This window comes from Bradyrhizobium sp. AZCC 1578, assembly GCF_036924675.1.
GTDB lineage: Bacteria > Pseudomonadota > Alphaproteobacteria > Rhizobiales > Xanthobacteraceae > Bradyrhizobium.
The window spans coordinates 5,847,519-5,862,855 of sequence record NZ_JAZHRZ010000001.1 but is presented as its reverse complement, the minus strand read 5'-3'; the positions used below and the strand labels follow the sequence as shown (position 1 = coordinate 5,862,855).

Below are 15,337 nucleotides of genomic sequence, written 5' to 3'. Positions count from 1 at the left end.
CGTCATCCGGCTGCGCGAAAGGCGCAAGCCGGCTCCATCTGGTTTGACGCGCGGGCAGCCTTGGGCCGAACGCATGCGTCGTTGAAAACTGTCGTTAAGTCGTTGGGAAGTTTGGAAAGATCGGGCGTGAGGCCCGATCAGGGCCGGCGGAGATCGCGCTCAGCGACGCGACCGAAAAACCAGCGCGAGCATCGGACAGGAGGGCGCGATCTGCGAATACATCGAAATCATGCAAATCTCCCCGGTTCGAGCGACAATGCGCAGCTTATAAATGCATCGCGGGTGATTTGCAACATGACATGAGCGTGAACGGCGTTGTCACACCGCCTTTTAATGCGCGTCGCCGCCAAGCGCCGCTGCAGAAGGCTTGTTCAGAACCATCACCAGCAGGCTCAGGACGAAATAGAACACGGCCAGCATGAAGAAGGCGTCGCCATAGCCCATCACCACGGCCTGGCGGTGCACGATCTGCGACAATTGCTTCATCGCCATCAGCGCGGAATCGCCCATGCCCTGCAGGCGCTGGGTGAACATGTTGAGGGTATCGACCGCGGCGGCGTTGCCCCAGGTGACGCGGTCGTGGAGCCGCGAGATGTGCAGGTCGGTGCGCTCGTTCAGCACCTGGTTGATGACGGCCAAGCCCACCGCGCCGCCGAGATTGCGCGTCAGGTTGAACAGGCCCGAGGCGTTCTTCACCCGCTCCGGCGCCAGCGTGCCGAGCGCGATCGTGTTGGTCGGCACGATCACCAGCATCAAGCCGGCTCCACGCAAAATCTGCGGCAGCAGCAATTCGTAGAAATCATACTCTTTCGTCATCCAGGTCATCTGGTACGAGCCGAGCGCGAACAGCACCAGACCGATCGCGATCAGGTAGCGCACGTCGTATTTCGCCATCAGCCGCCCCACGATCGGGGCGGTGAGGAACATGGCGATACCAGAGACGAACATGGTCTCACCGATCATCATCGGGCTGTAGCCGCGCACTTCGGCGAGGTAACGCGGATACATATAGGTGAGGCCGTAAAGGCCGACGCCGACGCAGAACGAGATCAGGCAGCAGAGGCTGAAATTGCGGTCGGTGAAGGTCCTGAGGTCGACAATCGGCTCTCGCACGCTGAGCACGCGCCAGAAGAACGCGATCGCCGAGATCGCACAGATCGCGGCGCAGACCGCGACCGACGTGTCTTCCAGCCATTGCGACTGCGGCCCCTCTTCCAGCACATATTCGAGCGTGCCGAGGAAGCCGGCCATGAACAGCAGGCCCCACCAGTCGAAATGCTCGAGCAGCGCGAAATTCGGCTTGTCAAAATCGCATAGCGCCCACACGCCGAGGGTGATGGCGATGCCGGGAACGATGTTGATGAAGAACAGCCAGTGCCACGACATCGTGTCTGTAATGAAACCGCCGACCGTCGGCCCGATCGTCGGCGCCAGTGTCGCGACCAGGCCGATGATCGGAGCGACGATATGGATTTTCGAACGCGGGAACACCGTATAGGCGGATGCGAACACGGTCGGGATCATGCCCGCGCCCAAAAATCCCTGGATCGCGCGCCACACGATCATCTGCTCGATGGTCGAGGCAAAACCGCAGAACAAGCTTGCGACGGTGAAGCCGGAAGCGGAAATCGCAAACAGAAGACGTGTGCCGAACGCACGCGACAGGAAGCCGGACAGCGGGATCGCGATCACCTCGGCGATCAGGTACGAGGTCTGCACCCACGACACTTCGCTGGAACTGGCCGAAAGGCCGGCTTGTATCTGCTGCAGCGACGCCGAGACGACCTGGATGTCCAGGATCGACATGAACATCCCGAACACCATGAAGAGAAACGCAAACAGCCGTCGCGGGGGGATGCGCTCGTCGGCTGCTGTGTTCATCAGCGAGGGCGATGCGGTGGTGGCGTCGGCCATGATCAGCTCGGCACAGGCGCCGGGCTTTCGCCCGGGGGCTTCAAGAATAATTACTGCGGTTGAACCATCCCGGGCGCATCGAGGTCGGCCTCGCTGTCGGCGTCGGCTGCGCCCTCACGGGTGTCGACGGTGGTGTAGACCGACATGCCGGCGCGCAGCAGGTTCTGCTTCGCGACTTCCTTCGGCACGCGAATACGAACCGGCAGCCGCTGTACGATCTTGGTGAAATTGCCGGTGGCGTTGTCCGGTGGCAGCAAGGTGAACACCGATCCCGCCGCCGGTGAAATGCTGTCGACGACGCCGGCGAACTTGCGGTGACCGTAGGCGTCGACCGAGATCTTCACCGGCTGGCCGGGACGGATGCGCTTGAGCTGGGTTTCCTTGTAGTTGGCGTCGATGAAGACGTCGTTGAGCGGCACCACATTGGCGAGCCGCTGCCCGGCCTGGATGAAATCGCCGGCATTGACGAGGCGATTGGAGAAGGTGCCGTCGACGGGCGCGCGCACCGAGGTGAATGCAAGGTCGCGCTCCGCCTTGGCAAGCTGGGTCTGCAACTCCGCAAGCTGCGCGCGGGCCTCGGCCTGCTGCGCCTTCGTCACCTCGACATTGTCGCGCGCGGCGTCATAGGCGGCCTGCGCCGATTTCACCGCGGCGAGGCTCTGGTCCCGACTGGCTTCGGAAACCTCAAAGGCGGCGCGTGAGGCAAAGCCCTTGGTGCTCAACGTCTGCTGGCGATCGAAGTCGAGACCGGCACGCTTCATCGCCGCTTCCGCGGAAGCGAGCTGCGCCCTGGTCTGCTCGACGGCGCTTTCCAGCGCCGTGACCTGACGGCCGATGCGGTCGATGGTCGCCTGCTGGGTCGCGATCTTGCTGCGCGCGGCTTCCACCGCGATGCTATAGTCGCCATCGTCGATCCTGAAGATCACGTCGCCGGCGCGAACGAGCGAGTTGTCGCGGGGCAGGATAGCCGCGACATGGCCCGATACCCGGGCGCCCAGCGTGGTGTTGTTGGCGCGAACGTAAGCGTCGTCCGTCGAGACATAGAAGCGCCCGACCAGGACGAAGTAGACGGCGTAACCGATCGCGGCCAGCGCGAGCAAGCCGAGCGCGCCGATCATGACGAACTTGCGCTTGCCCGGTTTCGCCGCCGGTGCATCGACGGACGCCGCGGCTGGCTTTTCAGCTGCGGGAGCGCCGGGCGGCTCCGCGGGACGACGCCTGGCTTCGTCCGCGACGTGAGTCCGCAACTGATCGGCGAACTGAGGGCCGGCGTCAGGCGCGGCTTCGTCCTGAGCCCCGTCCGGTTCGGCGCGAACGACGCGTGCGGCCTGGTCTCTCGCTGCGGCCATTAACGAGGCCTCCCCATTTCAAAATGTCGCGATGCATGAGGCCACGAAACCGGCCGCATTGATGTCCTTAATCCAAAATATCATTGACCGAACGGTTCGGTCAAGTTAGATTGCTACCATACCGACCATAAAGCGAGAAGAGACTTCCCACTATATCCCGGGTTGAATTCCTTCGCGAGAAGATAAACCAATGATTGCATCCACAGCAAACACGCTTCATCCGTTAGGCGAGGAGGAGAGTTCGAAGCGCCGCCAGATTTTGGACGGCGCGCGGCAGGTGTTCATGGATCTGGGCTTTGATGGGGCCAGCATGAACGAGATCGCGCGGTCGGCTGGCGTCTCCAAAGGCACGCTTTACGTTTACTTCGCCGACAAGAACCGGCTGTTCGAGGCCATCGTCGAGGACGAAGCGCTCGAAAAAAGCAAGATTGAATACAATCTCGATCCCAAACGCGATGTCGAAACCACGCTGAGCGAATTCGGCCGAACCTATATCGGTTCGATCTGCCGGCCGGGCGGCGGTTCGTCGATCCGCACGGTAATGGCAATCGCCGAACGGATGCCGGAGGTCGGACGCCAGTTCTACGAGAACGTCCTGGCAAAGACGATCAGGCGCCTCTCTGAGTATCTGCAGTCGCATGTCCGGTCGAACGATCTTGCGATCGACGATTGCGGCCTCGCCGCCGCGCAGTTCCTGCAGATGTGCCAGGCGACGCTGTTTCTGCCGTTCGTGTTTCAGGCCGAGCCGGCGCCGTCGGCGGAGCGCATCGCGCGCGTGGTCGACAGCGCAACACGGATGTTTCTGGCGACCTATCGGGCGAAGCCGGGGTAAGACCGGCCTCCCCTTTCAGGTTCATGCCTTAGAACTTGTACGTCGCGCTTCCCAGCACGGTGCGGCCGATGCCGAAAAAGCAGTCGCCGCGCGCCAGGCAGGTCGTGACATGGCGCTTGTCGGCAAGGTTGCTGGCGTTGACCTGAAACCGCCATGGCCCGGTTTCGTAGCGGATCATCGCGTCGAACAGCGTGTAATCGGGCGTGCGGATGATGTCTTTGCCGTCCCAGGACTCGCCGATGTAGCGCACGCCGCCGCCGACAGTCAGGCCCGGCAGGCCGAGTGCGGTGAGACGGTATTTTGCCCATAGCGAGGCCTGATGATCGGGAACGGTTTCGACCCGCTTGCCGATATTGTCCCCGCTTTCCACCCGGGCATCGAGGTAGGAATAGGCGCCGATCAGATCGAGGTCTGGCGTCACGCGGCTGATCACCTCGAGTTCGGCGCCGCGAATCCGGATCTTGCCGGTCTGGACCGAGAACGGAGAGCCAGCGGGATCGCTTGCCAGCCGGTTCTTCTCGGTGGTGTCGAAGACAGCGCCATTGATAGCAGTACCTGCGAACGGATTGTACTTGAAGCCGAGCTCCACTTGCTCACCGCGCGAGGCTACGCAAACACCGACACATACGCCGCTGCCGAAGTTCGGATTGAACGACTGCGCGTAGGAGACATACGGCGTCAGGCCGAACGGCAGCTCATACATCAGCCCGGCGCGGCCGGTGGTTGCCTTGGTGTTTTCCACCGGCGATCCCACGACGTCGCTGGTGACGTAGTCCTGGCGCAGTCCGACGATGGCCAGCCATGGCCCTAGCCGCATCTGGTCCTGCGCATAAAGCCCGAGTTGGGTTTGCCGCAGATCCGGCTCGGGCGACATCGCCGGAGCGGTCACGCCGCTGTAAACCGGAGCGTAGAGATCGAATGGCGTGGGGTCGGTGGCGAAGCCGGATTGCGCGCGCTCCCTGAGCTCGCGGTAGTCGACGCCGAACAGCAGCTTGTGCGCAACCGGCCCGGTGAGCAATTTCAACTCGGCATTGCTGTCCGACGTCAGGCTATCCTTGACCGTCTCGCGACTCCATACGCTGCGTGCCACGGTGCGTCTGCTGGAATCGAGAAACGGGAAATCCGGATTGCTCGGATCAACGAAATTCAAATCCGGCCACGTCGACCGGTAGATACCCTCGACATGGGCATAGCGCATGTTCTGGCGTATCTTCAGCCCATCGCCAAAGCTGTGCTCGAACAGGCTCGAGATCGCGCCTGTCTCGGTCTGGTATTTGTCGAAGCCCGGCTCGCCGGCGAAACGCCGCACCGGAATCAATCCATTGGGGCCGGGATACAACGTGCCCTCATGCGGCAGGAACGCCGTGGACGAACCGGTCTTGTCCTTCTGATAGGTGCCGAGCACGGTCCAGTTGGTGTTGTTCGTCGGCCGCCAGGTCAGCGACGGGGCCAGCACGATGCGGTCGTCCTTGACGAAATCGCTCTGCGTATTGCTGTCGCGGAGCACGCCGATGAAGCGGTACAGCCACTCGCCGTCCTTGGTCAGCTTGCCCGTCGAGTCGAGCTGCACCTGCTTGCGGTTGAAGCTGCCATATTGCACGCCGATCTCGTTGAAGCTTTCCGCCTGCGGGCGCTTCGAGATCAGGTTTAACAGGCCGGCCGTCGAGGTGTCGCCATACAGCACTGACGCTGGCCCGCGCAGCACCTCGATGCGCGAGAGCGTGTAGGGTTCGGGCCGCCATTCGTTGAAGGTGAAGGTGTTCACCATGCGGGTGCCATCGAGATAGATGTTGGGATCCTGGCCACGAACGCGCGGATAGTCGCCGCGCGAATCTGGGCCATAGGCGTCGGCGAACACGCCGGGCACGTAGCGCAGCGATTCCTGCACCGTGAGCGCGCCCTGGTCGGTGACGCGGTCCGCAGTGACCACCGTGATCGATTGCGGCGTTTCACGCAGCGGCGTGTCGGTCTTGGTGCCGGTGCCGCTCTGGTTGGCGAGATAGCCGCGCACCGGACCAGTCCCCGTTTCCGCGCGTGCGCCTGCGGCCGCTGCGGCATCTGAAGTCACCGACCCCCGCTGGGCGGTGCGACGGCTCGCCGCGGACACGGCTTGCCGTCTCGGCGCGGGACGCGAGCGCGCGGCCGGCGGACGTGAGGGCTGGTCGACCACGACGGCCGGCAATTCTCGCGCGGACGATTGCGCTTCCGCCGGCGTCACATCGATCATCGCGGCGAGCATCGGCAGCGCGGCGCCGAGCCATCCCGCGGTCTTCAAACTTGCAATCATTTCCAGTCCTCATCGCTTTGCGCGGGACCAGTAACAAGCGTGACCACAGCGATGAAGTGCGCGAAGGATACACGGCGCGTCAATCACGCGTTTAGAATTAGTATTTCTCCAAACGGGTTCGACTGGCGATCATCAAACCGAAATTAGAATTGGTATTGATCTAAATGAACGCGCGACAGTTGTAGTGGCGCGCGACGCGTGATTACGCGCGCATGGTGGAGCCCGTAACGACAAGAGATCGATTGCTGGACCAATGCCCGAAAGACCATCCGAAAGCGACCGACGGCGCAGCGGAGATTGGTAAGGAACCGGGAAGAAACAAATCCCCCGGAAACCAAAACTGCAATCGACGGCTGCTCTTCGGCGAGGCTGGAATGAGATCCATAAGGGGACCGTACGACTGCCGGACCCATAAAGTGCCATCCTATCAGTGACATCACGCTGGCCGTCGCGGTACCGATCCCCGTTCGCGATCTCGTCATTTGACACTTCTCCTATTTTTGTCAAAATCGTCAAATGAGCGCCCGTACCCGCATTCTCGATGCCGCGATGCTGGTGTTTCGCCGGCACGGTTTTCGGCGCTCCTCAATCGAACAGGCGGCGGACGCCGCCGGGCTGACGCGGCAGGCGCTCTACCATCATTTCAAATCCAAGGAAGCGCTGTTTCGCGCCGTCATCGAACGGCTGCATGAGGAAGCGCTCGCCGCCGAAATCGCCGCGGCCGGCGCCGCCGAGAAGCAAGGCGGCAGCCTCGCCGATATTCTCGTCGCATCGGTCTCCGCTAAGCTCGGGCAATTGGCCGCTTCGCTCGACGGCTCGCCGCATGTCGAGGAATTGTTCTCCGAACATCTCCTGCAGGCGCGCGACCTCTATCAGAAATATGCAGCCGCCTATGCGGATCAGCTCGCCGCGACGATCACACGCGTTTGCCGCAAGCAGGGCCTCGTTCTCCACGCCGGCATGACGCCGCGCGAGCTTGCGCGATGCGTGGAGATGGCGGTCAACGGCACCAAATCCGCCTACCCCGCGATGCAGCCGGCCGATGCCTTCCTGAAGGATCTGGAAATCATGCTGCGCACGCTGATCGCCGGCGCCCTCGGCCCGGCGAAACCGCGCACGGCCAAGCAGAAGCCAGTCAAGAAATCCGCCCGCAAACCTGGAGATCGCAGATGAGCACCATGACGATCAACGGCAAGCTCGCTTCCCTCCCCGACGATCCCGATGCGCTGCTGGTCGACGTCGTGCGCGACGCGCTCGACCTCACCGGCACCAAGCTTGTCTGCGGGGCCGGCGTCTGCGGCGCCTGCACCGTGCTGGTCGACGGTGAGCCCGCCGTGAGTTGCCTGATGCCGGCGCGCACCGCCGCGGATAGAAACGTGACCACGGTCGAAGGCATCGGCGCGGAAAAACTTCACCCGGTACAGAAGGCCTTCATGGCGCACGACGCCCTGCAATGCGGCTTCTGCACGCCGGGCTTCATCGTCGAGGCCGCGGCGTTTCATGATTCCTGGCGTGCGGCCAAGGGAACGGCGCCGCCCTCGCGCGAGGAAATCGGCGCGGCCCTGTCGGGGCATCTCTGCCGCTGCGGCGCCTATGACGGAATCTTTCGTGCCGTGGCGGATGCCTGCGCCGGCCGCTTCGACGGCGAGGAGTTCGTTCCGCCGCGTATGGAAGCGCACGACAAGGTGACGGGGTCGGCGAAGTATACCGTCGACATCCATCATGACGGCCAGCTCGAAGGCGTAATCCTGCGCTCGCCGTTCGCGCATGCGCGCATCGGTGAGCTCGATCTCACCGCCGTGCGCGCCATGCCGGGTATAAGCGCAGCGATCTCGCTGCTCGGCGACGACCGCATCGTCCGCTTCGTCGGCGACCCGATCGCGGCGATCGCGGCCAGAGATCGCAAGACGGCGCTGGCCGCCATCGCTGCCATCAAGCTCGTAAGCGAACGCCTGCCGTCGGTGATCGGGCTCGATGAAGCGCGCAGGGCCGATGCGCCCGTCGTGTTCGAAAAATCCACGCGCAAGAAGGCCGGCAACGTCTCCGAAGGCGGCGGTGCGCCGGCTTCCTGGAAAGGCAACATCCGCGGTCCCTCGGCGGCGTTCTCCAAGAAGCCGAAGAAGGTGCGAAGCTGGATCGACAGCGCGCGCTCCGCGAACAACCCGCTGCTGGTGGAGGGCACCTTCCGCACCGGCACGCAACAGCATGCCTGCCTCGAGCCGCATGCGGCGGTCGCGCGTTTCGACGGCGATCGACTCACCGTGCATGTCTCGACGCAGGCGGTATTTCACCTCATGGAGCTGATCGCCAAGCGCTACAAGCTCGACCGCGACAAGGTGCGCGTGATTGCCGACCATGTCGGCGGCGGCTTTGGTTCGAAGGCTGCGCTTGGCGTGGAAACCACCACCGCGATCGAACTGGCGCGCGAGGCCAAGGCGCCGGTGCGCGTCGCCTACGATCGGCACGAAGAGCTTTCGGTCACCGGCTATCGACCGGCCGCGGAGATGAAGATCGCGCTGCTGCCGTCCGACCAGGGCGAATTGAAAGCGCTCTCGTTCGCCGCTTATGCCGATACAGGAGCTGCAACCAATTCAACCATCGCGGCACTGGCGCGCCTGATTTATCCGGCGGAAGGAAAGGAGCTCGCCGATTTCGACGTCATCAGCAATTTGCCGGCCGGCGCTCCCTTCCGCGGCCCCGGCGGGCCGCCGATGGCGTTTGCGCTGGAGCAGGCGATCGATGAAGCGGCGGTGCGCATGAATATTGATCCGATTGCGCTGCGCAAACGCTGGGATCCCGATCCTAACCGTCAGCGGCTGTACGATTGGGCCTCAAACCTTGACGTCTGGCGCAACCGGAAGCCGGTCGCCGCGCAAAGCGGCCGTTATCGCCGCGGCGTCGGCGTCGCCACCGGCTACTGGCTCTATCTGTGGCAGCCTGGCTCGAAGGTCGAAGTAGCCGTGAAGGGCGGACGCCTGATCGCGAGTACGGCGACGCAGGATATCGGCACCGGCACCCGCACCGTGATCGCCAATACGCTCGCACGCGAGTTCGGGCTGGAGCCGCATGAGGTCGAGGTCCGGATCGGCGATTCAAAGCTGCCGGAAGGGCCGGGCTCGGGAGGCAGCCGGGTCACGGCTTCGGTGATCCCACCGATGCTGCTCGCCATCGAGCAGTTGAAAGCCGCGATCCAGCAGAACGCAAAACGGCGACCGGTCCCCGGCTCCAACGCGCCATGGCGCGAAATGCTGGCGGCCTCGCCCGACCTCTCCGCATCAGGTGTGCGGCCGGAAGACTCCAGGCAGATGGCGCCGGGCATCCAGTCGCCGCTCAAGCAGGCCGGCTTCATGGGGTGGATCTTCGGCTGGATGATGCGGCGCTTTTCCAATCTTGCGATCGGTGCCGGCGTGCCGAGCTCGGTGCAGGTTGTCGAAGTCGAAATCGATACCTGGCTCGGCCATGTCAGCGTCGTCAACGTTCATACCGGCATCGCGGTCGGCAAGATCGTGGCGCCGGCGCTGGCGCGAAGCCAGGCCACTGGCGCCGTCATTCAAGGCATCGGCTACGCGCTCTATGAAGCCCGCGAGGTCGACTCCCGCACCGGCGACGTGCTTAGCGGCGGCATGGAGGACTATCGTATTCCCGGGATCGCGGACACGCCCATCATCGACGTGCATTTCGACCAGCGCGGATTCGATCATGTGCTCGGCGGCAGTGTCGGCATCGGCGAGGTCGCAACCGTGCCGACCTCGCCCGCGGTCGCCAATGCCATTCACCACGCGACCGGCGTTCGGCTGACCGAACTGCCGATCCGCCCCGACCGTCTCGTCGCCGCGCTCAAAGGGAGGGCCGCCGCATGACACCGACAGCCCTGACCGCCACGCAAGCCGGCGAATTCCGCGCCGCCGGCACCGACCTCTCCGAGCGGCGCCGCAGCGGCGTCTCGACGGGGCCGTTGATCGATATTGCCGCCGCACCCGACATGATCGGGATGCATTGGGACACCGATGGCAGTGTGCGCCTCGGCGCCTTCACCACCATTGCCGCCATCGCGGCCGATGCACGCCTCGCCGCGGCGTATCCGGGCATCGCCGCATCCGCGCAAGGCTTGGCGACGCCGCAGGTCCGTCACTTCGCCACCCTCGGCGGCAATCTCGCGCAACGTTCGCGCTGCTGGTATTTTCGCAATCCGCACATCGCCTGTCTCAGGAAGGGCGGACCGGATTGTCCCGCGCGGTCCGGCAATCATCTCTACCACGTCGCGTTCGACCTCGGCCCCTGCGTGGCGCCGCATCCCTCGACCATGGCCGCGGCACTGCTTGCGTATGATGCGAAAGTGATGACCGACCAGCGGAGCTCCCTGACAATGGGAGACCTCCTCGGCGACGGCTCCAACGGTACCGCCGACAACGCGCTGCAGCCGGGCGAGATGATTAGGAGCGTCGCACTTCCCTCGCCGCTGCAAGGCGAGCGCGCGCTCTACAAGCGCGCGATCAGCCGCACCCATGCCGAATGGCCGCTGGTCGAAGTCTGCGCCCGCGCCGTGGTAAAGGACGGCGCCTTCCAGTTCGTCCGCCTGGCCGCCGGCGGCATCGCCCCGGTGCCGCTGCGGCTTGCGGCTGCGGAAGCAGCGGTGCAGGGGAAGCGGGCCAATGTAGCAGCGATTGCCGTTGCCGCAGAACGAGCGACGTCAGGTGCAAAGCCGTTGCCGATGACAGGATACAAACTCGATCTGCTGAAGGGCGTCGTGCAGGATCTGCTGGAGCGGCTGGCTGGGTAATTTGGGCATGCGCTCATTTATGACGGATTGAGGAGCCTCAGGCATTGAAGTCCGTATAACCGCCGGAGGATTCGTGGGGAGTTGAATAGCCCGCAGACCGCTGCGCGATGGCCGTCTGTCGTTCCGCCATCATTGCTTCGAAGGCCGCATCCAGTTGCGCGCGGGTATGGTCTGTCGACGTCGTCTGACGTGGTTTCCATGCAGATTGCGCGATCGCGGTGGACGCCTTCTCGACCGTGCCGCCCACAGCCTTTGCGATACGCTCCGCACGCCATTGCGCCAAATCGGGACCGCCATTCAAGCCGGGAGGATCTTGCAGATCTCCAACCTTTCCTGCGGCCTCGTTCGTCATCGCCGAGGGGCCGCCGTTGTAGAGGGTCGCAACGACCTTGCCGTTGACCTTGACGGTCGCATAGATGTTTTGCGGGGCATTATCGGGCACGTCAGTTGCAATGGTCGAGTTAGCGGCTTGCATCCTTAGCCAACTCGTCGCCATCAGGTCGCGAAGCTCGGGGTTGTCCTGGACCGAGATGATCTTCAGTCCCGAGATGTCGAGCGCCTTGACGGCTGAAACTGGAATTCCTGGCTTCGCATTTCCTGCTGCCGTGCTTGCTTCTGCACCAGCCACAGGCAACGCATCTGCCGGCGTCAATGTCGTCCTCGATGGAGATGCTTGCGCGAGGCGCAAATAGCTCCCGGCATTGGCTGTACTCGTAATCACGGATACACCTTTCCCTTGGTAGTTTCAGGGGAAAGCAATCACCATGCCAGCGTGGAAACGATTGATAAGGCTGGCGTCTTCTTTCTCGGAAGGGGCACCGCACCGGAAAATCTTGCCGACATTCGGCAGCACTTTCCCATCCATGCCGTAGATTTCGCGGGCCCCTTGCGCTAATGGTAGAATTTCCATATATTTCTACCATCAGCATGAGGCGGCGGCTATGCACCTGAACATCAAGAACGATGAAGCACATAAGCTGGCTACCGAATTGGCTCAGCTCACGGGCGAGAACCTTACATCGGCTGTAACCGTGGCGTTGCGTGAACGTTTGGCTCGCGAGCGTCGACGGCGCAACACCGACAATGTCGCCGCACGGCTGATGAAGATAGGCAGCCGATATGCGGCCTTACCCGACAGTGGACGAAGCCCTGAAGAGATTCTTGGATACGACGAAAACGGCCTGCCAACGTGATCGTCATTGATAGCTCTGCAATCGTTGCGATCTTCCGGCAGGAAGATGAAGCCTCGCATTATGCTCGATGCATCGCTACCGACGATGATCCAATCATGTCGTCCGCCAACGTCGTAGAGACTTCGATTGTGCTGCGCGGACTGAAGAAGGTCGCTCCGGACAAGGCGGAGCGATGGCTGGATGACTTCATTGAAGCGGCGGGAATCCGGATCGAACCGGTAACGCAGGAACAGGCGCGTGCGGCCCGCTCAGCCCACGTACGGTTCGGAAAAGGCACCGGCCATGCTGCAGCATTGAACTACGGAGACTGCTTCTCATACGCCCTGGCAAAGGAAATGAATGTTCCCTTGCTTTGCAAGGGAAACGATTTTCGATTGACGGATATTCGTATTGTCTAGCTAGCCGCGTCCGTCTTCGTCCATCGAAGCCAGAGCGGAAAATCGCTCCTGCACGCGACGAATTCTAATGATCCTCGTACTCGTCTTCCTCATTGACCTTGCTGTTGCCCCTGAACCAGCGCGAGATCGATTTCTTGGCTCCGAGCGATCCCGTCGAATACGGATCGCGTGACGCGTAAGGGTTACGCTGGGCGCGCGCGGCGACCTGCTCGCCCGATACTGCGGCGGGTTGACAGATGGTGCGGCGCGAGGGACGGCGCATCAGGTCGACGTGAATGTGATCCTCGTGGTGGGAGTTGGAGCCCGGCGCCAGCACGGTGTTGAACTGCTGGCAGGCGGCCGCCTGCACGTCGCGCAGAAAGCCCTGCTCTTCCGGCACGCCGCGCCAGCCGCCCTTGACCGTGATGCGCCTGCCGTCGGCGAGCGTGAAGGCTGCGATGTCGAGCGCGTTGCCGAACGCGTGCTCGGAAATATGCGCATGCGGATTGCCGTTCATGCCGCGGCAGGAATAGGCCGAGATCTGCTTGATCTCGACGACGCGCACGCCGAACCAGCGCATCGCCGCCGGCTGCACGGAATCGGTGAGCCAGCGGTCGAGCGCGGAGACGATCGGACACGCCAGCGTCGCCGCCGGCTTCATCGAGACCTGACCGAAGGCGCTGACGGAATTGCCTTGCGGAGGCCCGAGCCGCGGCGCGGCCGGCGATGGCGGATAGGATGGCGGCGGATACCGCGCAGGAGACGGCGCGGTATAACGGTCCCGCGGTGGATAGGACGGTGGCGCCGCATAGCCGCCGCCGTGTGGCGTCGGCACGCCTTCGGGCGGCAGATCGATATCATCCTGCTGCGAGGCAACACCCGGTGCAGAGAGCGAGATCGGACCGTTCGACGACGCAGCATAGTTCGGCTGGCGCGGCGCCGGATCCGGATAGTTTCCAGAATAGCTCCCAGAAGAGTTCCCGGAATAGTTTCCGGAATAGTTTCCTTGGGACGGAGCCGCTGCCGGGGCGCGCGCGATCGGCCAGCGCGGCTGATTACCGATATTGGTGGGCGGCCGCAGGCTTTCGTCGGCAAAGCCGAAAGAGGTGTTGTTTTCGCCGAGCGCCGCCACTTTCAGCGGATATTCCGCGCCGCACACGCCGGGACCGGAGATCGGATCGATCCGGACGAGCTCCGGGCTCTCTTTGACCGCGCCGGACTTCAGGCAAGCGATCTCAGCCTCGGTACGCCACGGTTCGCGCTCGGCGGACTGAAAAAATCCGCGGCCACAACCCGCTAGCGAGACGAGGACGAAGGAGCCGACGAGATACAAACGAACTCCGCGCGTCATCCCGCGCACGTTCAACCAATTTATTTAAAGACTCTTCAACATGTTGATTTAACGATTTTTTTACCACGTTGCCGGGGCTTCCGGCCGTCGAGAGCCCTGGATGGACAGCGGCGCTGACTTTTTGGGCCGGGAACGTTTTGCTAACCTTAAGTGTTAGGTGCGGGCAGACGTGAACCCAGGGAGCCTTCCCAATGGATTTCGTAAGTCCTCTCGTCAGCAGACTTGGCGTTGTAGCCGCGTATGTTTCATTCGCCTTCGTCGCCGCGATTGTGCTTGGCGTGTTCTAGACTTCCCGTCCAGTCAATGGATCCGAACGCCCGGTGGCCAAGTCACCGGGCGTTTTCGCGAGCCATTCATGAGCGCGGCTCGGACACCATCACCAGGCTGTCAGCGCGGCGCATGATGCGGCTCCAATTGTTACGGGAGCAGTAGAAGCGGAGAAACGCGCAGGCCTCGACGCGAAGCGTATCGACCCTCTTCATCGACATCGTGCCGTAATACGTCTCGCCGCTGTCCTGGCTGTAGACGCCGCCGGTCCATTGCCTTTCCGTCTTCGGCTTCATGTTGATCAGAATCGCCTCACCCTTCTCGTTCGAGGATGAATTGAGCACATAGCCGCACAGCGCACTGCCGCATTTTCCGATCCGCACCCTTCCCTTGCCCTCGGTTTGCCAGTCGCCGATCGGCGAATCCGAAGGTTCATCCTCGGCCTGACGCGAGACGCGTTCAGCCTGTAGCGCAGGCTGGACAGTTTCGGCCGGTTTCGCAGGCGGCAGCGGCAATGGAATCGAAACCTGCTGAGCCGGCGGGGGCGCAGGCGGCAGTGGCGCCGCGACGATTTGCGTCATCGATGCGGCCGGGGTGTAGACGGCCGGCGGGGGCGCGGCGATGGCCTTGGGCGGCTCCGATGGCGGCACAGGCGGCGAAACCGTCTGTGGTGCAGGCTTCGCCGGCATGGCCCGGTCGCGGTCCTCTTCATGGCGGTCGCGTTTGTGGCGCCAGTTGAGGCTTCTGGAGACCGACATCGAGGCACAGGACGTCGAACGGCAATGCCTGGAGGATTCGATGTGCACCCGATGGCTGCCGATCTTGAATGAAATCGCGCCGGCATGGGCTGAAGAACCAAGCAGCATCAGCACGGCGAGAAAACAAAGCTGTTTCATCGAAGCCTCCCGCGAGCGATGCGGAAAACTAGTCGCGGGGAACCTTGACCGGATGTGATTTGAATCACCGAGCCGCTTCGGCGCTGCCTGA

At 63.0% G+C, this 15,337-nt stretch carries 13 protein-coding genes; 6 read left to right on the top strand and 7 right to left on the bottom strand.

What is annotated here, in order from left to right:
- Window positions 1–330: 330 nt before the first annotated feature.
- Together V1290_RS28240 and V1290_RS28235 are read right to left on the bottom strand one after the other, a co-directional pair.
- A complete protein-coding gene (locus V1290_RS28240; RefSeq protein ID WP_334367406.1) occupies window positions 331–1,914 on the bottom strand; it encodes a DHA2 family efflux MFS transporter permease subunit in 1,584 nt (527 codons plus the stop codon).
- Window positions 1,915–1,964: 50 nt separating this feature from the next.
- Entirely contained in the window at window positions 1,965–3,263 is a 1,299-nt protein-coding gene (locus V1290_RS28235; protein ID WP_334367405.1) for an HlyD family secretion protein, read from the bottom strand.
- A 190-nt stretch (window positions 3,264–3,453) separates the two neighbouring features.
- On the opposite strand from V1290_RS28235, the gene V1290_RS28230 reads away from it, so the two are divergent.
- Window positions 3,454–4,095, top strand: a complete 642-nt coding sequence (locus V1290_RS28230; protein ID WP_334367403.1) for a TetR/AcrR family transcriptional regulator — start codon at window positions 3,454–3,456, stop codon at window positions 4,093–4,095.
- Window positions 4,096–4,123: 28 nt separating this feature from the next.
- On the opposite strand, the gene V1290_RS28225 is transcribed toward V1290_RS28230, so the two are convergent.
- Window positions 4,124–6,382 (bottom strand): TonB-dependent siderophore receptor, encoded by a 2,259-nt coding sequence (locus tag V1290_RS28225; protein WP_334367402.1) that lies wholly within the window; start codon window positions 6,380–6,382, stop codon window positions 4,124–4,126.
- 516 nt (window positions 6,383–6,898) lie between these two features.
- On the opposite strand from V1290_RS28225, the gene V1290_RS28220 reads away from it, so the two are divergent.
- From V1290_RS28220 to V1290_RS28210, 3 genes are read left to right on the top strand one after another with little or no spacing between them, the layout of a single operon-like run.
- Complete coding sequence (locus V1290_RS28220) at window positions 6,899–7,555, top strand: TetR/AcrR family transcriptional regulator (protein ID WP_334367401.1); 657 nt, start codon at window positions 6,899–6,901, stop codon at window positions 7,553–7,555.
- On the top strand, window positions 7,552–10,242 hold the full coding sequence (locus tag V1290_RS28215) for a molybdopterin-dependent oxidoreductase (RefSeq protein ID WP_334367400.1): 2,691 nt from the start codon (window positions 7,552–7,554) through the stop codon (window positions 10,240–10,242). Before V1290_RS28220 ends, V1290_RS28215 begins: the two co-directional genes overlap by 4 nt.
- Complete coding sequence (locus V1290_RS28210) at window positions 10,239–11,162, top strand: FAD binding domain-containing protein (RefSeq protein ID WP_334367398.1); 924 nt, start codon at window positions 10,239–10,241, stop codon at window positions 11,160–11,162. Before V1290_RS28215 ends, V1290_RS28210 begins: the two co-directional genes overlap by 4 nt.
- A gap of 37 nt (window positions 11,163–11,199) precedes the next feature.
- Here the strand turns inward: V1290_RS28210 and V1290_RS28205 are convergent, their stop codons facing one another.
- Window positions 11,200–11,814 carry a hypothetical protein gene (locus V1290_RS28205; RefSeq protein ID WP_334367397.1) on the bottom strand — a complete coding sequence of 205 codons (615 nt, stop codon included), beginning with the start codon at window positions 11,812–11,814 and terminating at the stop codon, window positions 11,200–11,202.
- A gap of 93 nt (window positions 11,815–11,907) precedes the next feature.
- Window positions 11,908–12,072 (bottom strand): hypothetical protein, encoded by a 165-nt coding sequence (locus V1290_RS28200; RefSeq protein ID WP_334367396.1) that lies wholly within the window; start codon window positions 12,070–12,072, stop codon window positions 11,908–11,910.
- 31 nt (window positions 12,073–12,103) lie between these two features.
- Between V1290_RS28200 and V1290_RS28195 the strand changes: the two genes are divergently transcribed.
- Entirely contained in the window at window positions 12,104–12,355 is a 252-nt protein-coding gene (locus tag V1290_RS28195; RefSeq protein ID WP_334367395.1) for a type II toxin-antitoxin system VapB family antitoxin, read from the top strand.
- Entirely contained in the window at window positions 12,352–12,753 is a 402-nt protein-coding gene (locus V1290_RS28190; protein WP_334367394.1) for a type II toxin-antitoxin system VapC family toxin, read from the top strand. Before V1290_RS28195 ends, V1290_RS28190 begins: the two co-directional genes overlap by 4 nt.
- 64 nt (window positions 12,754–12,817) lie before the next feature.
- Here V1290_RS28190 and V1290_RS28185 read toward each other — a convergent pair whose 3' ends face one another.
- Window positions 12,818–14,083 (bottom strand): extensin-like domain-containing protein, encoded by a 1,266-nt coding sequence (locus V1290_RS28185; RefSeq protein ID WP_334367393.1) that lies wholly within the window; start codon window positions 14,081–14,083, stop codon window positions 12,818–12,820.
- 353 nt (window positions 14,084–14,436) lie between these two features.
- Entirely contained in the window at window positions 14,437–15,246 is an 810-nt protein-coding gene (locus V1290_RS28180; protein ID WP_334367392.1) for a DUF2147 domain-containing protein, read from the bottom strand.
- Window positions 15,247–15,337: the final 91 nt, after the last annotated feature.